The following is a 22,191-nucleotide window of genomic DNA, read 5'->3' as shown; positions in this document are numbered from 1 at the left end:
GGCGTACGCGGCGCGTGGCCGTGCGGCCGGATGCGCCGGGTCCACGCGGGCGGGCGGCGGCCCTGGTGCCGGCGGTGGGGTGCGGCCGGGTGGCTGGGGGCACGCCCCGGGCGCCCGGGGTGCCGGTGCGCTGCCGGGACGCCTCGGTGCGCCGGTGGGGGCGGCCCCGGCCGGGTCACCCCGCCGCCGCGTCCACCCCGAACAGCCGCAGCCGGTGGGCCACCGCCGCCGCCTCGCCCCGGCCCGAAACCCCCAGTTTGGCAAGGATGTTGGAGACGTGGACGCTGGCGGTCTTGGGTGAGATGAACAGTTCCTCGGCGATGGCGCGGTTGGTGCGGCCGGCCGCCACCAGGCGCAGCACGTCGCGTTCGCGGGGGGTGAGCCCGAGGTCGTCGGCGCGGGTGGCGGGGTGGTGCGGGCAGGCCGGGGCGCCGGACAGCGGGAGGCGGGCGCGGGTGGCCAGCAGTTCGGTCTCCTGGCGCAGCAGCCGCGCGCCGAGCCGGCCGGCCGTGGCGTGCGCCTCGCCGAGCAGCGCGGCAGCCCGTTCGCGGTCCGGGGCGCCGCCGGCCAGCAGCGACTCGGCCCACCGGTAGCCCACCCGGGCCAGCGCGTACGGGCGGTGCAACGGGGCGAAGCCGGCGGCGGCCTCGGCCCAGCGGGCGGGGTCGTCGCGGCCGTCCGCCCGGGCCAGTTCGGCGTCGAACCAGCGGGACCAGGCCACCCACACGGGGGCGTCGGTGACCAGGGCGCGTCCCCGCAGCCGCAGCAGCGCGAGGATCCCGTCCCGCTCGGCGTCCATGCCGGGCAGCCCGCGCGCGTCCCCCTCCGCGGCGGCGGCCCGCACCAGCAGCTGCCACCAGTACGCATGGTGGCCGAGTGTCGGCGGCACCGCCAGGGCGTCGCGCAGCACCGCGCGGGCCTGGTCGTAGCGGCCCCGGTCGGCGGCGATGCCCAGCTCCGCCTCGGCCACCGGCACCAGCACCTGCGGTTCGGCGCCGAGCCGCGCGGCGCTCTGCCGCACCTGGCCGAGGAGTCGCTCGGCCTCGTCCAACTCGCCGCGCAGCAGCGCCAGATGGGCGGAGCGCAGGGTGAGGAAGCCGCGGGTGCCGGCGTGGCGCACGTTGTCGTGGGCGCTGCCGAGCAAGGTGGCGGCGCGTTCCCACTCGCCCAGGGAGGTCAGGGATTCGGCGAGGTTGGCGGTGAGGAAGGCGTCGTTGTGGACGCCGGCCGCGCCGGCCGCCTTCAGCCCCTCCTCGGCGGCGGCCACCGCCTCGGCGGAGCGGCCGGTGGCCTCCAGGACGTGGGTGAGGTTGAGGTGGGCCCGGCCCAGCGCGCGGGTGTCCGCCCGGCCCTCGGCGCGCCGGGCCAGCTCGCGCAGTTCGGCGATGCCGCGGTCGGCCTCGCCGGAGGCGACCCGCAGCGTGGCCAGCGTGACCCGGGCGTTGAGCTCCACGTCGGCGGCGCCGACCAGCCGGGCCAGCTCCACGGCGCGTTCGGCGGTGGACAGCGTCCGTTCGCCGGGGACGTGGCACATCTCCCAGCCGGCGATCTGCACCAGGATGTCGGCGTGCACCGCGGACGGCGGCACCCCGCACACCAGCTCCTCGGCGCGGGCCAGCTCCTCCCGGCCGTCGCCCCGGCCGAGCCCCTTGACCAGCCGGGAGCGCTGGGTCCAGAACCAGGCGGCGCGCACCGGGTCGCGGTCGGCGTCCACCAGCCGCAGCGCCTGCTTGACCAGGGTGAGACCGCGTTCCCGCTGCTCGGACAGGCGGGCGGCGACCGCGGCCTCGGCGAGCAGGTCGAGGTAGTGCGGACGGGCGTCGCTCACCGCCGGGTCGCCGTCCGGGCCGGAGGTCACCGGCGGGTAGGCCTCGGTGACGCAGGCCGCGGGCAGCTGGTCGCGTTCGGCGTCGGGGACGTCGTCCCACAACTCCATCGCCCGCTGGAGCAGGTGGAGTTGTTCGGCGTGGGCGTGGCGGCGGCGGGCCTCGACGGAGGCGCGCAGGACGGCGGGGAGCGCCTTGCGGGCGTCGCCGGCGTGGTACCAGTAGCTGGCCAGCCGGGCCGGCCGGTCGGAGGCGCAGATCAGGCCGGGCCGCTCCTCCAGCGCCTGCGCGTAGCGGCGGTTGACGCGGCTGCGTTCGCCGGGCAGCAGGTCGTCGACCACGGCCTCGCGGACCAGGGCGTGCCGGAAGCGGTAGCTGTCGCCGCCGTCGGCGAGCAGCAGGATGTTGGCGCCGACGGCGGCCCGCAGCGCCTCGTCGAGGTCGTCGTCGGCGAGCCCGGCGACCGCGGCGAGCAGGGCGTGTTCGACCCGGGAGCCGCCCTCGGCGGCCACCCGTACCACCCGCTGGGCGTCCTCCGGCAGCGCCTCGACGCGTACCAGCAGCAGGTCGCGCAGCGAGTCGCTCAGGCCCGTGGCGCATCCGGAGTGGATGCTGCACGCCAGCTCCTCGACGAAGAACGGGTTGCCGTCGGAGCGTCGGAAGACCCGCTCCACCAGGGCGTGGTCGGGTTCGGAGTGCAGGATGCCGGCCATCTGGCGGCGCACCTCGTCGCGGCTGAGCCGGGGCAGTTCCAGGCGCTGGACGGTGCGCAGCCGGTCGAGTTCGGCGAGGAAGGGGCGCAGCGGGTGGCGGCGGTGGATGTCGTCGGTGCGGTAGGTGGCCACCACCACCAGGCGGGCGCGGTGCAGGGCGCGGTAGAGGTAGGCCAGCAGTTCCCGGGTGGAGCGGTCGGCCCAGTGCAGGTCCTCGATGGCGAGGACGACGGTGCGTTCGGCCGAGATGCGTTCCAGCAGGCGGGCGGTGAGCTCGAAAAGCCGGGCGCGGCCGAACTCGTCGGGGTACTCCGGTCCGCGGGGCGCGGGCGCGGGGTTCTCGGCGAGGTCGGGCAGGAGGCGGACCAGGTCGTCCTCGAAGCCGGCCGCGGCGCGCAGCAGTTCGTCGCCGAGGGCGCCGTGCAGCATCCGCAGGGCGCCGGAGACCGGCTGGTAGGGCAGGCCGTCGGCGCCGATCTCCACGCAGCCGCCGACCGCGGTGGCCGCGCCGGAGGCGCACGCGGCGGCCAGGAACTCCTCCAGCAGCCGGGTCTTGCCCACCCCGGCCTCGCCGCCGACGAGCAACGCCTGCGGCTCACCGGCGCCGGCCCGGTCGAGCGCGGCGCGCAGGACGGTCAGCTCGCGGTCGCGGCCGACGAACACCGGGGAGACGGACTGTGTCTGCACAGGTGAGAGCATCGCACAGGGGTGCGAGCCGGTGCCCGGGGATTCCGGCGCGCGGACGGCCCCGCCGTCCGCCGCCACCGGCTCCACCCCCGTGGGGGCCGGTGGCGGCGACGGCGGGGCCGTCGTCCCCGGGCGGGTCACGCGGCCCGCTGCCGCAGCAGCGACCGGAGCCGGGCGGCGGCGCCGCCTGTTCTCACCCGCCTTCCGGCCCGTGCGGATCCGCTGCCCGTGGCCCGCACGTCGCGGGCCCGGCGCCAGCTGTCGGCGGCCCGGCGCAGCTCGGCCTCGCGGACGCGGTGTTCCAACTCGCCGTGGTACATGGGAAAACCCCCTGGGTGATCGTGACTCGTTCCGTTCGGATCGACGGGTACGAGCCTCGTCCCCCAGGGGGTGGTGCCGCATCGGGCGAGTTCCCGATCTTCCCCGGGCCCGGGGCCTTAGGACGCCGGACCGGGTGCCGTACGGCGGACGGCGAGGGCCTCAGAGAGGCGGGCGCCGGTCAGGCCGCCGGGCCCACCGCGTCGCCCGGGACGGGACGCCCGGCGGGCGGCGTGAGCGGGGTCGGCGTGGGAACCGGGGCCGGGGCCACCGGCTCCTCCAGGCGCTCCCGGGGCTCGATGCTCAGCCTGGGCAGCCGGCGGTCGAGCCAGCCGGGCAGCCACCAGTTGGCGCGGCCCAGCAGGTGCATCAGCGCCGGCACCAGCAGCGTCCGCAGCACGAACGCGTCGAGCGCGACCGCCGCGGCCAGCCCGATGCCGAACATCGCGATCACCCGGTCACCGCTGAGCACGAAGGCGAGGAAGACCGAAATCATGATCACCGCGGCCGAGTTGATCACCCGGCTGGTCTCGGCGAGCCCGACGCGTACCGCCCGGCGGTTGTCCCGGGTCTCCAGCCACTCCTCGTACATCCGGCTGACCAGGAAGACCTGGTAGTCCATGGAGAGGCCGAAGAGCACCGAGACCATGATCACCGGCAGGAACGGTTCGATCGGCCCGGCCCGGCCCAGCCCGAGCAGTTCGCTCCCCCAGCCCCACTGGAAGACGGCGACCACGATGCCGAACGAGGAGGCCACCGCGGCCACGTTCATCACCGCGGCCTTCAGCGGGATGCCCAGGCTGCGGAAGGCCGCCATCAGCAGCAGGAACCCCATGGAGATCACCACGCCCACGAAGAGCGGCAGTTTGCCGACGATCACCGAGGCGAAGTCGTCGTAGGCCGCGGTCTCGCCGCCGACGTAGACCTTGAGTCCGGTGCCCTGCTCGGCCCGGGGGATGACGTCGTGGCGCAGCCGGTCGATGAGGTCGCTGGTGGTCTGTGACTGGGGGGCGCCGGTGGGGACGACGGTGACCACCTGGATGTCGCCGGAGGCGGCGTCGGTGCCGGTGGAGACGGCGGCCACCCCGTGGGTGTCGCGCAGGGTGTCGGTGAGCCGGTCGAGGGCGACCTTGCCGGCGGCGTCGCCCCGGGTGTCGGCGACCACCTGCAACGGACCGTTGACACCCGGCCCGAACCCCTCGGCCACCAGGTCGTACGCCTTGCGGGTGGTGGAGCCGGCCGGGTCGTTGCCCTGGTCGGAGGTGCCGAGGTGGAGGGAGAGGGTGGGCAGCGCGCAGACCAGCATGACGGCGGCGGCCACGCACCCGAGGAGTTTGGGGTGGCGTTCGACAAAGGCCGACCAGCGCGCCGCGAGGCCGGTGGGCACCTCCGGCTGCGGGCCGTGTTCGGTGAGCCGGCGGCGTTCCCGGCGGCTGAGCGCCTTGTCGCCGATGACCCCGAGCAGCGCGGGCAGCAGCGTCACCGAGGCGGCCACGGTGAGCAGCACGGTGAGCGCTGCGGCGATGGCGACCCCGTTGAGGAAGCTCAGCCGCAGCACGAACATGCCGAGCACGGCGGCGCAGACGGTGCCGCCGGCGAAGACCACCGCCCGCCCCGAGGTGGCCACCGCCCGCGTGGCGGCGTCGGCGACCGCAAGCCCCCGGCGCAGCCCGCGCCGGTGCCGGGTGACGATGAACAGCGCGTAGTCGATGCCCACGCCCAGCCCGATCAGGGTGCCGAGCATGGGGGCGAAGCTGGCCATGGTCATGACGTGGCCGAGGAGTTGGATGCCCATGACGGCGGTGCCGACGCTCACCACGGCGGTGGCGATCGGCAGCGACATCGCGGCCAGTGAGCCGAAGGCCACCAGCAGCACCGCGCCGGCCACCGCGATGCCGATCAGCTCGCTGAGGTGGGTGCTGGTGGGCTGGGCCATGCCGATGGCGTCGCCGCCGAGTTCGACCTGAAGGCCCGGTCCGGCGGCCGACTTGGCGGTGGAGACCACCGGCTTCACCTGGCCGGCGCCGAGGTGGTCGGTGTCCTGGCCGAAGGTGACGGTGGCGTAGGCGGTGCGTCCGTCCTTGCTGATCTGCCCGCCGCCGTCGGGCCCGTACGGGCTGGTCACCGAGGTGATCCCGGGCAGGTGGCGGACGGTGTCCAGGGTGTGGGTCATCCGCTGTTCGACGCCGAGCGCGCGCACCGAGCCGCCGTCGGTGGTGTGCCACACGATGGTGTCCGAGGAGCCCGCGCGGCCGGGGAAGGCCAAGCCGAGCAGGGAGGCCGCCTTGCCGGCCTCGGTGCCGGGGACCTCGTAGCTGTTGGAATACGCGGATCCGGCGGCGAGTGCGGCGCCGGTCACACCGGCCAGCGCGGCGAGCCAGAGCATGATGACGGCGAAGCGGCGGCGCAGGCACCACTTGGCTATTGCGGCCATGTACAGCTTTCTTGTCATGTGCGGAACTTTCGGGAAAGTTCCGGGAAAGAACGCATCACCTTCAGCGGTCAACTGTGACAGGACGGCAAGATCGTTGGGGGCTTTCGTGCCCTTCCTCACAAGGGCCTCGGCATGGGAACTTCCGGGCGTGGCAGGTGAATCGCGGAAAGCCGTTGCATTTCCCATCGGAATACCGGAAACGGAATGCCGGAATGGCGTCGCATTCGGCAGCGGAAACGCGAAGGGCGGCCCTCCCCGTTCGGGAGGACCGCCCTGGCGGCTCTTGCCTCGGGCTCAGCCCTGGACGCCCAGCTTGGCCAGGATCAGCTCGCGCACCCGGGCGGCGTCCGCCTGGCCGCGGGTGGCCTTCATCACCGCGCCGACCAGCGCGCCGGCCGCGGCCACCTTGCCGCCGCGGATCTTGTCGGCGACGCCCTGGTTGGCCTCGATGGCGGCCTCGACGGCGGCGGTGAGCGCGCCCTCGTCCGAGACGACCTTCAGGCCGCGCTTGTCGACCACCTCGTCCGGGGCGCCCTCGCCGGCCAGCACGCCCTCGATGACCTGGCGGGCCAGCTTGTCGTTGAGCGCGCCCTCGGCGACCAGCTCGGTGATCCGGGCGACCTGGGCCGGGGTGATGGGCAGCGCGGCAAGTTCCACGCCGTCCTCGTTGGCCCGCCGGGCCAGCTCGCCCATCCACCACTTGCGGGCCTGGTCGGCCGGGGCGCCGGCGTCGATGGTGGCCACGATCAGGTCGATGGCGCCGGCGTTGAGCACCGACTGCATCTCGTGGTCGGAGATGCCCCACCGCTCCTTGAGGCGCTCACGGCGCACCCGCGGCAGCTCCGGCAGCCCGGCCCGCAGCTGCTCCACCCACTCCCGGGACGGGGCCACCGGGACGAGGTCGGGCTCCGGGAAGTACCGGTAGTCCTCGGCCTCCTCCTTGATCCGGCCGGAGGTGGTGGAGCCGGTGTCCTCGTGGAAGTGGCGGGTCTCCTGCACGATGGTGCCGCCGGAGCCGAGCACCGCCGCGTGGCGCATGACCTCGAAGCGCACCGCCCGCTCCACCGAGCGCAGCGAGTTGACGTTCTTGGTCTCGGAACGGGTGCCGAACTTCTCGGTGCCGTTGGGGCGCAGCGACAGGTTGACGTCGCAGCGCAGCTGGCCCATCTCCATCCGGGCCTCGGAGACGCCCAGCGCCCGGATCAGCTCGCGCAGCTCGGCGACGTAGGCGCGGGCGATCTCGGGGGCCCGATCGCCGGCGCCGGTGATCGGCTTGGTGACGATCTCGATCAGCGGGATGCCGGCCCGGTTGTAGTCCAGCAGCGAGTGCGAGGCGCCGTGGATGCGTCCGGTGGCGCCGCCGATGTGGGTGGACTTGCCGGTGTCCTCCTCCATGTGGGCGCGTTCGATGCCCACCCGGAAGACCTCGCCGTCCTCCAGCGCGACGTCCAGGTAGCCGTCGAAGGCGATCGGCTCGTCGTACTGCGAGGTCTGGAAGTTCTTCGGCATGTCCGGGTAGAAGTAGTTCTTCCGGGCGAACCGGCACCACTGCGCGATCTCGCAGTTGAGCGCCAGGCCGATCTTGATCGCCGATTCCACCGCGGTCTCGTTGACCACCGGCAGCGCGCCGGGCAGGCCCAGGCAGACCGGGCAGACCTGGGAGTTGGCCTCGGCGCCCAGCTCGGTGGAGCAGCCGCAGAACATCTTGGTGCGGGTGCCCAGCTCGACGTGGACCTCGAGACCCATCACCGGGTCGTACGAGGCGAGCGCGTCCTCGTACGACACCAGCTCGTCAGTGACAGTCACGTTGCTTCCTTTTCTGACCCGTCAGCCGGCGAGCACGTCGTCGCTGTCGAAGCGGCGCAGCTCGCGGACGAGCAGGGCCACCCCGGTGACGATCGCGGCCCCGCTGACCAGTGCGTCGACCAGCTTGAGCGTGTCGGCCTCGCCGCGCGCGGTGCGGGCCTGCTTGATCACGCTGACCGCGCCGAAGAGCGTGGTGCCGATCGACAGGTAGGTGCCGGGCTTGGACTTCTTGAAGTTCTTGGCCTTCTGGAGCTTTCCACTCATAGGGTCGGTGCCTCCTCAAGCAGCGGGTGGCCCCAGCGTGCGGTGAAGGCGGCCTCCACGGCCGCACCGACACGGTAGAGGCGGTCGTCGGCCATGGCCGGGGCGATGATCTGGAGGCCGACCGGCAGGCCGTCCTCGGGGGCGAGCCCGCACGGCAGCGACATCGCCGCGTTGCCCGCCAGGTTGGACGGGATGGTGCACAGGTCGGCGAGGTACATCGCCATCGGGTCGTCGGCCCGCTCCCCGATCGGGAACGCGGTGGTCGGCGTGGTCGGCGAGACCAGCACGTCCACGTCGCCGAAGGCCCGCTGGAAGTCCTGGGTGATCAGGGTGCGGACCTTCTGCGCCGAGCCGTAGTACGCGTCGTAGTAGCCGGAGCTGAGCGCGTAGGTGCCCAGGATGACGCGGCGCTTGACCTCGGGGCCGAAGCCGGCCTCGCGGGTGAGCGCGGTGACCTCCTCGGCGGACCGGGTGCCGTCGTCGCCGGCCCGCAGGCCGTACCGCAGGCCGTCGAAGCGGGCCAGGTTGGACGAGCACTCGCTGGGCGCGATCAGGTAGTAGGCGGCGAGCGCGTACTCGAAGGACGGGCAGGAGACCTCGACGATCTCGGCGCCCAGTTCGCGCAGGAGCTCCACCGACTCGGTGAACCGCTGCATCACGCCGGCCTGGTAGCCCTCGCCGGCGAACTCCTTGACCACGCCGATCCGCATGCCCTTGACGTCACCGGCGCGGGCGGCGGCGACCACCGGCGGGACGGGGGCGTCGATGGAGGTGGAGTCGAGCGGGTCGTGGCCGGCGATCACCTCGTGCAGCAGCGCGGTGTCGAGCACGGTACGGGCGCACGGGCCGCCCTGGTCCAGCGACGAGGAGAAGGCGACCATGCCGTACCGGGAGACGGCGCCGTAGGTCGGCTTGACGCCGACGGTGCCGGTGACGGCGGCCGGCTGGCGGATGGAGCCGCCGGTGTCGGTGCCGATGGCCAGCGGCGCCTGGAACGAGGCGAGCGCGGCCGAGGAACCGCCGCCGGAGCCGCCGGGGATCCGGGTGAGGTCCCACGGGTTGCCGGTGGGGCCGTAGGCGCTGTTCTCGGTGGAGGACCCCATGGCGAACTCGTCCATGTTGGTCTTGCCGAGGATGACCACGCCGGCTTCCTTCAGCCGGCGGGTGAGCGTGGCGTCGTAGGGCGGGATCCACCCTTCGAGAATCTTCGAGCCGACGGTGGTCGGCACGCCCACGGTGGTGAAGATGTCCTTCAGGGCGAGCGGGACGCCGGCCAGCGGGCCGAGTTCCTCGCCGGCCGCGCGCTTGGCGTCCACCGCGCGGGCCTGCGCCAGCGCGCCCTCCCGGTCGACGTGCAGGAAGGCGTGCACCTTCTCGTCGACCGCGTCGATCCGGGCGAGATGGGCTTCGGCGACCTGCACCGCGGAGACCTCGCCGGAGGCGATCCTCTCGGCGGTGGCGGCGGCGGTGAGCCTGGTCAGATCCGTCATGTCGGTCAGTCCTCCCCCAGGATCTGCGGCACCTTGAAGCGCTGCTGCTCCTGCGCCGGCGCACCGGACAGGGCCTGCTGCGGGGTCAGCGACGGACGGACCACGTCCGGGCGCATGACATTGGTGAGCGGCAGCGGGTGGGAGGTCGGGGTGACGTCCTCGGTGGCCACCTCGGCGACGCGGGCGACCGCGCCGATGATCTCGTCGAGCTGTCCGGCGAAGTGGTCGAGCTCTTCGTCCTTCAGCTCCAGACGCGACAGCCGGCCGAGGTGGGCGACCTCCTCGCGCGTGATGCCAGGCATGCGGCGATCCTCAAGGGTGAGTGTGGTGAGTTTTCGCGCCAATCCTATGGCGGCGGCCCTCCCCGGGGCGAAACGGTTACCGGCGGCCCCGCGGGGCGGGCCGGCCGGCGCCCGGGTGCCGTCAGTTCACCACCTGGCCGGAGGAACGGTTGGCCACCGGTCCCGCGGACCGCTTCACCGGCTGTCCCTGGGCACCGCCCGCCACCGGTCCGGCCGGACGCGGCTGCGGTTCGGCGGCGGCCGGGTGGCGTGACGCGGACTCGGTCGCGGACGGCAGCGGCACGGCGGCGGCGGGCGGCAGCGGCGTGGCGGGCACGGGAGGGACGGGCGCGGGGGGAACGGGGGCGGGCGCGACGGCGGCGGAGGGTACGGCGGCGGAGGGTACGGCGGCGGGGCGCTCACCGCGCTGCCAGCCGCTCACCGCCCGGCTGCGCAGCCAGGAGGTGGCCTCCTCGGGCGGCATGGCGGCGGCCACCAGCCAGCCCTGGATGGCGTCGCACCCCAGGTCCCGCAGGTGCTCCCAGGTCTCGTCGTCCTCGACGCCCTCGGCGACCACCAGCAGCCCGAGGGAGTGGGCGAGGTCCACCGTGCAGCGCACGATCGCCGCGTCCTCGCTGTCCACCACGAGGCGGGCCACGAAGGAGCGGTCGATCTTCAGCTCGCTCACCGGCAGCCGGCGCAGGTGGACCAGCGAGGAGTACCCGGTGCCGAAGTCGTCCAGCGACATCTTCACCCCGTGCCCGGTCAGCCCCGCCAGGGTGTCGGCGGCCCGCTGCGGGTCCTCCAGCAGGACGTGCTCGGTGATCTCCAGCTGGAGCGCGGCCGGCGGCACCCCGTGCCGGGCCAGCCGGGCGGCGACCGACCCGGCGAAGCCGGGGGTGTGCACGTCGCGCGGCGAGACGTTGACCGCCACCGGCACCTCGATGCCCATCGCGCGCCAGCGGGCCACCTGGGCCAGCGCGGTCTCCAGCACGTACTCGGTCAGCTGCGGCATCAGCCCGGAGGACTCGGCGATGGCGATGAACTCCTCGGGGCTGACCCGGCCGCGCTCGGGGTGGACCCAGCGCAGCAGCGCCTCCAGCCCGGCGACCCTGCCGTCGAAGCCGACCTTGGGCTGGTAGTGCAGTTCGACGTCGCCGTGGTCGATGGCGCGGCGCAGGTCGCCCAGGAGACCGAGGCGGTCGGGGGTGTTGCCGTCCCGGGTGGCCTCGTAGACCTCGACGCCGCTGCGGCCCCGTTTGGCCTCGTACATCGCCACGTCGGCGCGGCGCAGCAGCCCCTCGGCGTCGACGGCGTGGTCGGGGAAGACGGCGACGCCGGCGCTGGCCTCCAGGACGAGGGTGAGGCCGTCGAGGTTGAGCGGGGAGCCGAGGGCGGCCACCAGGGTGCGGGCCACCCGCTGGGCCCGGGTGGGCGAGTCGCAGCCGGGGAGCAGCACGGCGAACTCGTCGCCGCCGAGCCGGGCCGCCTCGGCGCCGCGGGGCAGGGCCAGCCGCAGCCGTTCGGCGATCTGGAGGAGCAGCCGGTCACCGGCGAGATGGCCCAGGGTGTCGTTGACCGAGCGGAAGCGGTCGAGGTCGATCAGGACGAGGGCGGCGCGTTCCCCGTTGCGTTCCGCCTGGTCCAGGGCGGACCAGGTGCGTTCCAGCAGCCACTGACGGTTCGGCAGGCCGGTCAGCGGGTCGCGCAGTTGCTCCTCGGCGCGGGCCCGGGCGATCCACAGCGTGGAGTCCAGGGCGATCAACGGCACCGAGAACAGCGGCAGGAGCATCGGCATCCGGTCGGCGACCGCCACGATCAGCGGGGAGATGCCCAGCAGGGCGACACCGACCAGCGCCTGCCTGAGTAACGCGGTGCGGGCCATGGACGGCAGCCCGCCGGTGCGCGGCGCCAGGGAATACCACAGCAGCGCGCGGGTAGCCGCGAGGTAGCACATGGCGGTGACCACCACCGCGGGCAGCGCCGGCAGCGTCCAGCTCTCCGGCCGCCAGGGGTGCTCCACGGAAGGATGGTGTCCGGTGGCGGCCAGCACCGCGGCGGCGGCGGCGATGCCGAGCACGTCCACCGCGCCGTGCAGCAGCGCCTGTCGCCACCGGTGCCGGCGGGCGGCGCCGACCAGCACCACCACCGCCAGGCTGACCAGCACGGCCGGCACCCAGCCGTACAGCAGCAGCACCGCCACGGTGAGCGCGGCGCCCGATCCGGTGCCGCCCCACCAGCGGTCGCGGCCCAGGGCGACGAGGTGGCCGACGATGATGCCGGTCAGCACCGCCAGCGACCACCCCGGGGCGGCGCTCGGGAAAAGGGCGTGCCCGAGCACCGTCGCGTGCGCCACGCCTATCGCAAAGGCCAGTGCCGCGGCGGTCACCACTGCTCCGCGCAGCACCGCCGGGGGCACCAGCGGTACGGCGGACCACCGCTGGCGCGGCGCCGGTCCGGCGTTCTCCGTCGGTTTCATGCCCGTCCCTCTCACAGCCGGGGGTGCTGCGCCCATGGGTAGCCACGCCCGGCTGAAAGACTGATGCCCGGCAGGAGCGCCCCTCAACAGTAGGCCGCACAACCGCAATACGGGCACTGATCCCCGGTGGTTGCCCGAATGGAAACGTGCGTCCCCCATGCGTCTGGTATGTGACGAACGGGTGACCTGTGGCGGGTCAGGCGGAGGTGTCGACGGCGGCCTCCCGTGCGGCGTCCGCACCGCGCGTCAGCAGCACGTCGAACCCGGCCTCGTCGAGCACGGGCACCTTGAGCTGCACCGCCTTGTCGTATTTGGAACCGGGGTTGTCACCGACGACCACGAAGTCGGTCTTCTTCGAAACCGATCCGGTGACCTTCGCACCTGCTGTGGTCAGCGCTTCTTTCGCGCCATCCCGGGTGTATGCCTGGAGGGTGCCGGTGACGACGACGGTGAGCCCTTGCAGCGGACGGGGGCCGGAGTCGGAGCCCTCCTCGGTGAAACGGACGCCGGCGGCCCGCCACTTCTCGATGATCTCGCGGTGCCACTCCTCGGCGAACCACTGCTTGACCGAGGCGGCGATGGTGGGGCCGACCCCTTCCACCGCGGCCAGCTCGGCCTCGTCGGCGGCGGCGATGCGGTCCAGGTCGCGGAACTCGCGGGCCAGCGCCTCGGCGGCGACCGGGCCGACGTGGCGGATGGAGAGCCCGGTGATGACGCGGGCCAGCGGGCGCTGCCGGGCGGCGGCGATGTTCTCCAGCATGGCCAGGGTGTTCTTCTTCGGCTCGCCCTTGGCGTTGGCGAAGAAGGTGACCACCTTCTCCTCGCCGGTGGCCGGATCCCGCTTGGGCAGCCCGCTGTCGGGGTCGAGGACGTACGACTTGATGGGCAGCAGCTGCTCCACCGTCAGGTCGAACAGGTCGCCCTCGTCGCGCAGCGGCGGCTCGGCCGGCTCCAGCGGCTGGGTGAGCGCCGCGGCGGCCACGTACCCGAAGTTCTCGATGTCCAGGCAGCGCCGGCCGGCCAGGTAGTAGATGCGTTCCCGCAACTGGGCCGGGCAGGCACGGGCGTTGGGGCAGCGCAGATCGACGTCGCCCTCCTTCATCGGCTGGAGCGCGGTGCCGCACTCGGGGCAGACCGAGGGCATGACGAACTCGCGCTCGCTGCCGTCCCGCAGGTCGGCGACGGGGCCGAGGATCTCCGGGATGACGTCACCGGCCTTGCGCAGCACCACGGTGTCGCCGATGAGGACGCCCTTGGCCTTGACCACGTCCTGGTTGTGCAAGGTGGCGAACTCCACCTCGGAACCGGCCACCGTGACCGGCTCCACCTGGGCGTACGGGGTGACCCGGCCGGTGCGGCCGACGCCGACCCGGATGTCGACCAGCTTGGTGTTGACCTCCTCCGGCGGGTACTTCCAGGCGATGGCCCAGCGCGGGGCGCGGGAGGTGGAGCCCAGCCGGCCCTGGAGCGGGACCTCGTCGAGCTTGACCACCACGCCGTCGATCTCGTGCTCCACCGAGTGGCGGTTGTCGCCGTAGTAGGCGATGTACTCCTTGACCGCGGCGATGCCGTCGACCACCTTGAAGTGGGCGGCGGTCGGCAGCCCCCACTCGTGGAGCAGCTCGTAGGCGTGCGACTGGCGGTCGATGTCGAAGCCGCGGCGGGCGCCGATGCCGTGCACCACCATGTGCAGCGGACGGGAGGCGGTGACCCGGGGGTCCTTCTGGCGCAGTGAACCGGCGGCGGCGTTGCGGGGGTTGGCGAACGGCTTCTCCCCGGCCTCCACCAGCCGCGCGTTGAGCTCCTCGAACCGGGCCATCGGGAAGTAGACCTCGCCGCGCACCTCGACCAGCTCGGGCACCCGGTCGCCGGTGAGCCGGTCCGGGATCTCGGCGATGGTGCGGACGTTGGGGGTGATGTCCTCGCCGGTGCGGCCGTCGCCGCGGGTGGCGGCCCGGGTGAGCCGGCCGTGCTCGTAGGTGAGGTTGACCGCGAGGCCGTCCACCTTCAGCTCGCACAGGAAGTGGTACGGGACGCCGCCGAGGTCGGCGGCGATCCGCTCGGCCCAGGCGTCCAGCTCCTCGGGGGCGAAGGCGTTGTCCAGGGAGAGCATCCGCTCCCGGTGCTGGACGGAGGTGAACTCCGTCTCGTAGGACCCGGCGACCTTCTGGGTGGGCGAGTCCGGGGTGCGCAGCTGCGGGTACTCCTCCTCCAGCGCCTCCAGCGACCTGAGCAGCGTGTCGAAGTCGGCGTCGCTGATGACCGGCGCGTCCTTCACGTAGTACCGGAAGCGGTGCTCCTCCACCTGTTCGGCCAGCAGTGCGTGGCGTTCGCGCGCTTCGGCAGGGATGTCCACCGTTCGTCCTCCGTTGTCCAGGCCCGGTTACTCAGGGTCGTCGACCAGTGTCCGGGCGGCCTTGACGCAGTGCGCGAGCGCCGCGCGGGCGTAGCCGGGGGTGGCCCCCGCCAGCCCGCAGGCCGGGGCGACCACCACGGACTGCGACAAAGCCCCCGGTGAGAGCCCCAGACCACGCCAGAGTGACCGGACACCACTGACGCTACCCGCAGGGTCTGACAATGCGGCGGTGCCGCCCGCGGCGTCCGGCGCCGTCCCCGGGACGACCCCGGCGAAGAGCACCGTGCCCGCCTCGACGGATTCCCCGACGGCGTCCCAGTCACGCTCGGTGAGGAGGCTGAAATCGAACGAGATCCCCGTCGCGCCGGCCCGGCGCAGGAACGCGAAGGGCACGTCCGGGGCGCAGGAGTGGACGGTCACCGGCACCCCGACCGCCTCGATCACCTGGCGCAGCGCGCCCTCGGCGACCTGCCGGTCCACCGCGCGGTGGGTGCGGTAGCCGCTGGCGGTGCGGACGTTGCCGCGCAGTACGGCGGTGAGCGAGGGTTCGTCGAGCTGGAGGAGGACCTCGGCGCCGGGCACCCGGCGGCGTACCTCGGCCACGTGCGCCCGCAGCCCCTCGGCGAGCGAGGCGGTCAGGTCGCGGCAGGCGCCGGGGTCGCCGAGGGCCGCCTCGCCGCCGCGCAGCTCCACCCCGGCGGCCAGCGTCCACGGCCCGACCGCCTGGATCTTCAGCGGCCCCGCGTACCCTTGCGTGAACTCCTCCAGCGCGTCGAGGTCCTCGCCGAGGTAGGAACGGGCCCGCCGGGTGTCGCGTCCGGGACGGTCGCCGAAGCGCCAGCCGCTGGGCTCCACGCGCGCGTACAGCTCGACCAGCATCCCCAGGGTGCGGCCGATCATGTCGGCGCCGGGTCCGCGGGCGGGCAGCTCGGGCAGGAACGGCAGCGCCGGAACCTCCCCCACCGCGACCCTGGCGGCCTCCCGGGCGTCCTCCCCGGGCAGGGAACCCACCCCGGTCGCCGTCCCGGCGGCCGGTCGGTACGTCGTCTTCTGCGTGCTCACGTCATTCGCCTCGCTGCTCACGGTGGCAGCGTAATGCGCGGTCAGTGGCCCGGACGCACCGTGACGTCGTTGACCTCGGCGTCCCGCGGCAGGTCGAGCGCGGTGAGGATCACGGTGGCCACCGACTCGGGGTCGATCCACCGCTCGGCCCGGTAGTCCTTCCCCTCCTGCTGGTGGACCTTGGCCTGCATGGGGGTGGCGGTGCGCCCCGGGTAGACGCTGGTGACCCGCACCCCGTTGCCGTGCTCCTCCTGGCGCAGCGCGTCGGCGAGCGCCTTCAGGCCGTGCTTGCTGGCCGCGTACGCGCCCCACTCGGCGTGCGCGGTGAGCCCGGCGCCGGAGTTGACGAAGAGCACGTGGCCCCGGGCGAGCCGCAGTTGGGGCAGGAGCAGCCGGGTCAGCTCGGCCGGGGCGAGGAGGTTGGCGGCGAGGGTGCGCTGCCAGACCTTCGGGGTCAGCTCGCCGACCGTGCCGAGGTCGACGACGCCGGCGATGTGCAGCAGCGAGTCGAGCCGGTCGGGCAGTTCCTGGTGGCCGAAGGCCCAGGAGAGCCGTTCCGGCTCGGCCAGGTCGCCGACGAGGGTACGGGCGCCGGGGTGGCGCTCGGCCAGCTCCTTGGCCCGTCCGGCGTCCCGGGCCAGCAGCCACAGGTCGTCCCCGCGGTCGGCGAGGCGCTGGGTGACGGCGGCGCCGATGCCGGAACCGGCACCGGTGATCAGATGTGTGGTCATGGCCGCCATCGTCGCACCGGGACCGCCCTGACGTGCGCAGGGGCCCGCCCGCCGGCTACTGGACGCCGGCCGACTCCTCCAGGTACGCCAGCGCGCCGACCGGCTCCTCGGCGAAGAAGACCAACTCCGTCAGGGGCACCGGCAGGAACCCCTCGTCCTCCATCCGCCGGAACTGCTCCTTGAGCCCGTCGTAGAACCCCGCCGAGTTGAGCAGCACCACCGGCTTGTCGTGCAGCCCGTGCTTCTTCAACTCCAGGATCTCCGTCGCCTCGTCCAGCGTCCCGGTTCCCCCCACCATGATCACCACAGCGTCCGACCGGGCCAGCAACTGAGCCTTCCGCTCCGCCAGGTCGGCCGCCACGATCATCTCGTCGGCGTTCCCCCGCGCCTTGTCCTGCAAGAACTCCACCGACACCCCGACCAACCGCCCCCCGTTCTTCTGCACCCCGTCCGCCACCACCTTCATCAACCCCACGTCCGACCCACCCCACACCAACGTATGCCCGCCCTTCCCGACGAGCTCGGCGAACTCACGCGCGGGAGTGGTGTAACGCTCGGGAAGATCGGCGGCGGAGAGGAAGACGCAGATGTTCATGGGGGTACGGTAGCGCTCCCACCGGCGGCCGTTCATCGGCCGGCGAGCCGCCCACCGGTTCATACCGGCATCATCGGCACCGTTGAAGAGCGGCTTACTCCGACACACCGCTGGGGAGGAACGTGTGCTCGGCGGAGGGCAGCACGTAGTCCAGGATCTCCGATTCCACGTCTCCGGAGAGAACGGAGACGAGGAACTCGGTGCACGTCATCCGGAAGTGCTCCCAGAAGGGACCGCGCCCCTCGTTCACCATCACCGTCCAGTCGACGGGGTCCTGGCCCGGACGTACCAGCCAGTACAGGTTCCCCCCGTTGTCGGTGGTGGCCCAGGCGATGACGCGGCTGCCGTGCTCCCGAAGTTCCTCCGGCTTCTCCAGTCCGACCGACCAGAGCCCTTCAAGCTGATCACGAGCCCGTCGTTGTCTTCCAGCAGGTCGTAAAGTCCGTTCTGCGGGTCGGGCTCCAGGAGTGAGATGTGGAAGTCGAACTGGCCACCACCGTACGTGTCGATCAGCTCCTTGTAATCCCGCGGCAACGGCGTGCCCAGGCGGACTTCCACGGTCGCCCAATGCTTGGGCCGTGGTGTCACGCCCGGGGGGATCATGGCGGTCAGACGTGCGAGCGTCTCTGCACCGACGGAACCCATGTCAGATACCCCATGGGTTCGGATGGGGGGTGAGGCTCGGGTCCACCGACCAGATCAGGCGCGCTTCCAGGTCATCCCCCAGCAGTTCGACCAGTCTTTGTACCGCCCAGCCGTTCCAATAGACCATCCCGGGGGCGTGCGGAACCCTGAACGCAGGAAGCTCGACAGGAACCACGTCCGCCCGGAAGACGGCCTTCTTGATCTCACCGCTCCTGGTCGGCTTCGAGGACCTGCGTGGGTCGATGCAGTCGACCACCCTCTCGACGAGGTAGAGAAGCCAGTCGTCCGTCTCCCGGCCATCGATGCGCAAAGGCAGCAGACTCCCCGCGGCCAACAGTTCCTCACCGAGCAGGTCGGCGATGCGACGGCTGACGACAGGCGCGCCCGGATCAGGGGAAGGGAACTCCGTCGGCCGACATCGAGGATCCCCGTCCCACTCGGCGGAGACGTCGGTGGGGCGGTCCTCCGGGGAGCCGGAGCGCTGCCAGCGAATGATTTTCCTGAGCGAGCCGCTGAGCAGCAAGGTCCGGTAGTCGCCCCGGCTCGGCGACAGGCTAGGGAGCAGCCGGTACACCGCGAAGGCCGCGGATGGAATGTCAGACATCACGCCGTCCAGTAAGCGCTCGGCCCGGGTCGGCCGGTCGCGAGTTCATGCTCGATCTGCCGCCCGATACTACGCAACTCCTGACGGAGCCGTGTCCGGATGGCCCGTGCGCCGAGACCGTCCGCCTGGCCTTGTTCCACGACCCGGACCAGCCGGGCGTTGAGGCGTTGGAGGAAGGGCCCTCGGTGCGTGAAGTTGTGAGGCTTCGGGTGCCCCAAGGGAATGCCGTTGGCTGGATCGTTGATGTCGATCCCGTACCTGTCGAGAAGGTCGCTGCTCTTCTTGCCCCATCGCCACTGTCGGAAGTTTCTGCCGTTCGAGGGCACGATGTGAGCGGCTGCCTGACCGGGGCCTACCACTCGCCCTTCCCGAGCCATGTTCTTTCGGAGCCTGTCCGCGTTGGCCGTGCACGAAGCCAGACCTAAATAGTCGATCCACTCGAGGGGATTGGGCACATAGGCACGGTGATTCGGCCCTGCCGTCAGGCCCAGCGGATCAGGACTGGTGTAGAGGGCGGTGGATGGATCGTAGTACCGGAAGCAGTTGTAGTGCAGCTGTGTTTCCGGGTCGAAGTACTGGCCGGGGAACCGCAGCGGAGTATCCGCGGCGTATGCCTGTGAGTCGACGGGGGTGCCCCAAAGAGTGGCATCGCGCTGCCAGGCCACGTCCCCGAACTCGGAGACCAATTCAGTCGGTGTGCCGGCCAGATCTGTGACGATCGCGAAGAAGCGTTCATCGACGACATGGTCAGGAATCTCTGCCAGGCTTCTGCGCTCCGTCTGTGCGAGCGGACGTACGCCGTCGCGTTCCCAGGTGAGGGTGACCACCTCGGCGCCCGAGTCCGTCCAGGTGGTCTGTTCGACGAGGTCGGTTCCGTCCCAGGTGAAGCGCGTCTCCTCCTGGAGGCTCTCGCCGTCAGCGGCCACTTGCTGCTTGGCCACCCGACGGCCCATGGGGTCGTACAGGTATCGCCAGACCCGACCGTCCGGAGTCGTGACCTCGGTGAGCTGGTCGTCCGCGTCCCACACGTAGCGCCAGGTGTCAGGCTTTCTCGACAACCGCGTCTTCTGCCTTAGCACCACGCGGCCTTGCGCGTCGTATTCATAGCGGACACGTCCCGCTCTTCGCAGCAGGCCACGGCTGCTGACACGGTCGCCGTCGGAGTCATGGCGCACCGGGGTACTGGCATGCGCAACATCGCCGGCCGCATCGTAGGCATATCTCTCGGACCAGTTGGTCCCTGTCACCTCTGTGACCCGACTGAGGGAATCGAGGGTGAAGCGGCGCTCTCCACCGACGTGGTCGTCGATCAAGGTGAGATGGCCACCCGGACGGTACGAGAAAGCACGGTGGCGGAGCGTCTGCCGACGCTGGCCACCGTCACGCGCCTCGCGGTCGGCTGGTTGCGCTGGGCGAGTGAGGATCTGGGCCGTGAGTTGCTGCATCTCGTTCCATGTCTGGCGGAGTCGGATCTCTTGGCCGAAGACACGCTCGACCTCTCGGCCAACGCCGTCATGGACGAACGCGACATGATGGCCGGCCGAGGTGAATGAGACGGGGTGCCCGCCCGCGTCCCACACCCAGTGGCTGACCACACCGGTCGGGGTACGCCGCTCCACTCGACGGCCGAGTCGGTCGTACGTGCTGGCAAGCTTTCGACCGTTGCAGACTTCGGCCAGTACCCGGCCCAACGGATCGCGGACGAGTTCCAGATCCGCGTCCTCATTGGTCGCTCGCACCAGCAGGCCGCTTCTGTCATAGGTGAACCGCGCCGCACCATGCGGTCCGTGTTGGTATGTGACGTTTCCGAGCAAGTCGTATGCGTAATGCACGGTCTGTGCGAGTGAGTTGGTGCGTGCCGTGAGTTGTCCCGCGGCGTCGTAGGCGTAGTGGGTCGTCGAACCGTTGAAATCCCTTTCACCGGTCAAGCGGCCAGCCGGATCGTAGTCGTAGGTCCATGTGAGCCCGCGCGCGTCCGTCACACTCGTGAGCCGCAATTCGGTGTCGTATCCGAACTCGATCCGTGCCCCGTCCGGCCCCGTGCGCGCCGAGACCAGGTCGAAGTGTGTGATCTCGAACAAGGTGACACCGCCCCCGGCCTCGGTGTGGGAGACCAGGTTGCCTTCGGCGTCCCACTCCCACAGCTCGGCAGAGCCATCCGGGAGAGTGTGCTCCACAGGCTTGCCGTCGGCGGACCATACCTGCCGAGTCTCGCCGCCAAGGGGATCGACGACCGAGGTAATGCGTCCAAAGACGTCCCGGACGCATCGGGTGGTGTGGCCCGATGGGTCGGTGATCGCGATAGGCAACCCGGCGGGGTTGTTCGTCACCCGGTGCTCCGCACCGAGCGCGTCGGTCACCGCCACCGGGGCACCTGCCTCGTCATAGGCGAACTCCGAGCGAGCGCCAGCCGGATCGATCGTCAGCAGTCGGTTGCCCCGCTCGTCGTAGGTGTGCCGCCAGACCTGCCCCATCTCCCCAGTGACGCGGGTAGGAAGACAAAGCTCGTTGTATTCGATCGCTATCTCGGAGCCGTCAGGGTGGACGAGCTGGGCGAGATTATCCGCCTCGTCGTAGTGGAACCTCGTTGTCCGCCCCAGCGGATCCGTCACGCCCACCAACAACCGGTTGCTCTCGTCCCACTCCCGCACCGTCACATTGCCCAGCGGGTCCGTCTCGCGGATCAGGCGGTAGGCGTCGTTGTGCTGGTAGGTGGAGGTGTGGCCGAGGGAGTTGGTGAAGGTGGTGGTGCGGGTGGTGTCGTCATAGGTGAAGGTGGCGGAGAGGAAGCCGTCGGTGCCGGTGGTGCGGATGACGCGGCCGGAGGGGTCGTAGGTGTAGTTGAACGTGGTGCCGTTGCGGTCGGTCCAGCTGGTGACGCGGTGGTCGTCGTCGTAGGTGAGGCGGAGGGGGAGGCCGGAGGAGTTGAAGACTTCGGTGAGGTCGCCGGAGGTGTCGTAGCCGTAGCGGACGAGGGTGGTGTCGGTGCCTGGGCCGTCGGTGTCGAGGAGGCGTAACGCGGTGATGCGGGGCAGGTCGGGGTGGCGGTCGACGGCTATGCGGTAGCCGCCGTGGTGGGTGATGAGGGCGGGGGTGTCGTCGTCGGCGTAGGTGATGTCGATGCGGCGGCCGTTGCGGTCCTCGATCGCGGTCAGGCGCAGGACGACGCCGCCGATGACGTCGGGGGCGGGGCGGGGGTGGTCGAAGACGAGGGCTTCGCCGGTCCGGGGGTCGGCGACGCTCATCGGGGCGTTGGGGGCGCCGTCCCAGCTCAAGGGTCGGCGCGGGCCGCGCACCGGCAGTACGGGGGCGTCACCGCGCGGCGGCGGGTACTCCAGTCGCATGCCGTCGGCGGTGGCGAACACCACTCCGTCGGCGTCGAGTTGGAGACGCTGGTCGAGGGTGGAGATCCATGAGGGACCGAACCACAGTCCGTGCCGGTAGGAGGAGATGTGGGTGCGTTCCAGGACCAGCGGAAGCGCGCCCGGGAGCTCGACGTCCACGGCGGCCATGACCATGTCGCCGGTGGCGACGTCCACCGGGTCGTTCTTGCACGTCTTCTCGGAGCCGGGGACGGATTCCTTGGCGCCGTCGTGGGGACGCATCCCTCGCCCGGCATTCTCCGCAGCGCGCTTCTCCGCGCCCTTCGCTCCCGCCGCCGCTGCCGCGCCGGCTCCGGCGGTGGCTTCCGGGATGTGGGGGTGGGCCTCGTGCGGGTGGTGGGACTTGGCCTTGGCGGCGAGGTCGGCTTCGACCTTGTCGAAGTGGTCGGCGGCTTTGTGGATGTGCTGGGCGATGCGGTGGTGGCCCTTGCCGAGGGCTTGGGGGACCTTGCGGGCGAGGTGGTCGAGGAATTCGACGGTGGGCTTGACGAGCTTGTTGACGATGTCGCTCACGTGC

General features: G+C 71.9%; 14 protein-coding genes. All 14 read right to left on the bottom strand.

Annotation, left to right across the window (positions count from 1 at the left end; translation table 11 throughout):
• Positions 1–175: 175 nt before the first annotated feature.
• Positions 176–3,304 (bottom strand): helix-turn-helix transcriptional regulator, encoded by a 3,129-nt coding sequence (locus tag SCATT_RS20450; RefSeq protein WP_014145045.1) that lies wholly within the window; start codon positions 3,302–3,304, stop codon positions 176–178.
• A gap of 59 nt (positions 3,305–3,363) precedes the next feature.
• Positions 3,364–3,546, bottom strand: coding sequence for a hypothetical protein (locus tag SCATT_RS20445; RefSeq protein WP_014145044.1), 183 nt, complete (start codon positions 3,544–3,546; stop codon positions 3,364–3,366).
• A gap of 179 nt (positions 3,547–3,725) precedes the next feature.
• Positions 3,726–5,978 (bottom strand): MMPL family transporter, encoded by a 2,253-nt coding sequence (locus tag SCATT_RS20440; protein ID WP_014145043.1) that lies wholly within the window; start codon positions 5,976–5,978, stop codon positions 3,726–3,728.
• A 294-nt stretch (positions 5,979–6,272) separates the two neighbouring features.
• Positions 6,273–7,784: an Asp-tRNA(Asn)/Glu-tRNA(Gln) amidotransferase subunit GatB gene (gene gatB, locus SCATT_RS20435; protein ID WP_014145042.1), complete on the bottom strand. Its 1,512-nt coding sequence runs from the start codon at positions 7,782–7,784 to the stop codon at positions 6,273–6,275.
• Positions 7,785–7,805: 21 nt separating this feature from the next.
• Entirely contained in the window at positions 7,806–8,048 is a 243-nt protein-coding gene (locus SCATT_RS20430) for a hypothetical protein (RefSeq protein ID WP_014145041.1), read from the bottom strand.
• Complete coding sequence (gatA, locus tag SCATT_RS20425) at positions 8,045–9,538, bottom strand: Asp-tRNA(Asn)/Glu-tRNA(Gln) amidotransferase subunit GatA (protein WP_014145040.1); 1,494 nt, start codon at positions 9,536–9,538, stop codon at positions 8,045–8,047. The genes SCATT_RS20430 and gatA overlap by 4 nt, the downstream gene beginning before the upstream one ends.
• A gap of 5 nt (positions 9,539–9,543) precedes the next feature.
• Positions 9,544–9,840 (bottom strand): Asp-tRNA(Asn)/Glu-tRNA(Gln) amidotransferase subunit GatC, encoded by a 297-nt coding sequence (gatC, locus tag SCATT_RS20420; RefSeq protein WP_014145039.1) that lies wholly within the window; start codon positions 9,838–9,840, stop codon positions 9,544–9,546.
• A gap of 121 nt (positions 9,841–9,961) precedes the next feature.
• On the bottom strand, positions 9,962–12,298 hold the full coding sequence (locus SCATT_RS20415) for a putative bifunctional diguanylate cyclase/phosphodiesterase (RefSeq protein ID WP_014145038.1): 2,337 nt from the start codon (positions 12,296–12,298) through the stop codon (positions 9,962–9,964).
• 196 nt (positions 12,299–12,494) lie between these two features.
• Complete coding sequence (gene ligA / locus SCATT_RS20410) at positions 12,495–14,654, bottom strand: NAD-dependent DNA ligase LigA (RefSeq protein WP_014145037.1); 2,160 nt, start codon at positions 14,652–14,654, stop codon at positions 12,495–12,497.
• A gap of 27 nt (positions 14,655–14,681) precedes the next feature.
• Positions 14,682–15,737, bottom strand: a complete 1,056-nt coding sequence (locus tag SCATT_RS20405) for a methionine synthase (protein ID WP_014145036.1) — start codon at positions 15,735–15,737, stop codon at positions 14,682–14,684.
• Between the two features lie 20 nt (positions 15,738–15,757).
• Complete coding sequence (locus SCATT_RS20400) at positions 15,758–16,447, bottom strand: SDR family oxidoreductase (RefSeq protein WP_014145035.1); 690 nt, start codon at positions 16,445–16,447, stop codon at positions 15,758–15,760.
• A gap of 55 nt (positions 16,448–16,502) precedes the next feature.
• Positions 16,503–17,042: an LOG family protein gene (locus SCATT_RS20395; RefSeq protein ID WP_041824903.1), complete on the bottom strand. Its 540-nt coding sequence runs from the start codon at positions 17,040–17,042 to the stop codon at positions 16,503–16,505.
• Between the two features lie 646 nt (positions 17,043–17,688).
• Positions 17,689–18,291, bottom strand: a complete 603-nt coding sequence (locus tag SCATT_RS20385; RefSeq protein WP_014145031.1) for a hypothetical protein — start codon at positions 18,289–18,291, stop codon at positions 17,689–17,691.
• Positions 18,291–22,187, bottom strand: coding sequence for a DUF6531 domain-containing protein (locus SCATT_RS20380; protein ID WP_014145030.1), 3,897 nt, complete (start codon positions 22,185–22,187; stop codon positions 18,291–18,293). Before SCATT_RS20380 ends, SCATT_RS20385 begins: the two co-directional genes overlap by 1 nt.
• Between the last annotated feature and the right edge of the window lie 4 nt (positions 22,188–22,191).

Origin of the sequence: Streptantibioticus cattleyicolor NRRL 8057 = DSM 46488 (genome assembly GCF_000240165.1) — a bacterium.
Taxonomy (GTDB): Bacteria; Actinomycetota; Actinomycetes; order Streptomycetales; family Streptomycetaceae; genus Streptantibioticus; species Streptantibioticus cattleyicolor.
The sequence above is the reverse complement of the archived record's forward strand: the minus strand, read 5'-3'. Positions and strand labels throughout refer to the sequence as shown.

Bases quoted from the DNA above. Each gene is read 5' to 3' on its own strand.
- SCATT_RS20430 (WP_014145041.1), bottom strand. From the start codon at position 8,048: ATGAGTGGAAAGCTCCAGAAGGCCAAGAACTTCAAGAAGTCCAAGCCC.
- SCATT_RS20400 (WP_014145035.1), bottom strand. From the start codon at position 16,447: ATGACCACACATCTGATCACCGGTGCCGGTTCCGGCATCGGCGCCGCC.
- SCATT_RS20395 (WP_041824903.1), bottom strand. From the start codon at position 17,042: ATGAACATCTGCGTCTTCCTCTCCGCCGCCGATCTTCCCGAGCGTTAC.
- gatC (WP_014145039.1), bottom strand. From the start codon at position 9,840: ATGCCTGGCATCACGCGCGAGGAGGTCGCCCACCTCGGCCGGCTGTCG.
- SCATT_RS20445 (WP_014145044.1), bottom strand. From the start codon at position 3,546: ATGTACCACGGCGAGTTGGAACACCGCGTCCGCGAGGCCGAGCTGCGC.
- SCATT_RS20415 (WP_014145038.1), bottom strand. From the start codon at position 12,298: ATGAAACCGACGGAGAACGCCGGACCGGCGCCGCGCCAGCGGTGGTCC.
- SCATT_RS20440 (WP_014145043.1), bottom strand. From the start codon at position 5,978: ATGGCCGCAATAGCCAAGTGGTGCCTGCGCCGCCGCTTCGCCGTCATC.
- gatA (WP_014145040.1), bottom strand. From the start codon at position 9,538: ATGACGGATCTGACCAGGCTCACCGCCGCCGCCACCGCCGAGAGGATC.
- SCATT_RS20385 (WP_014145031.1), bottom strand. From the start codon at position 18,291: ATGTCTGACATTCCATCCGCGGCCTTCGCGGTGTACCGGCTGCTCCCT.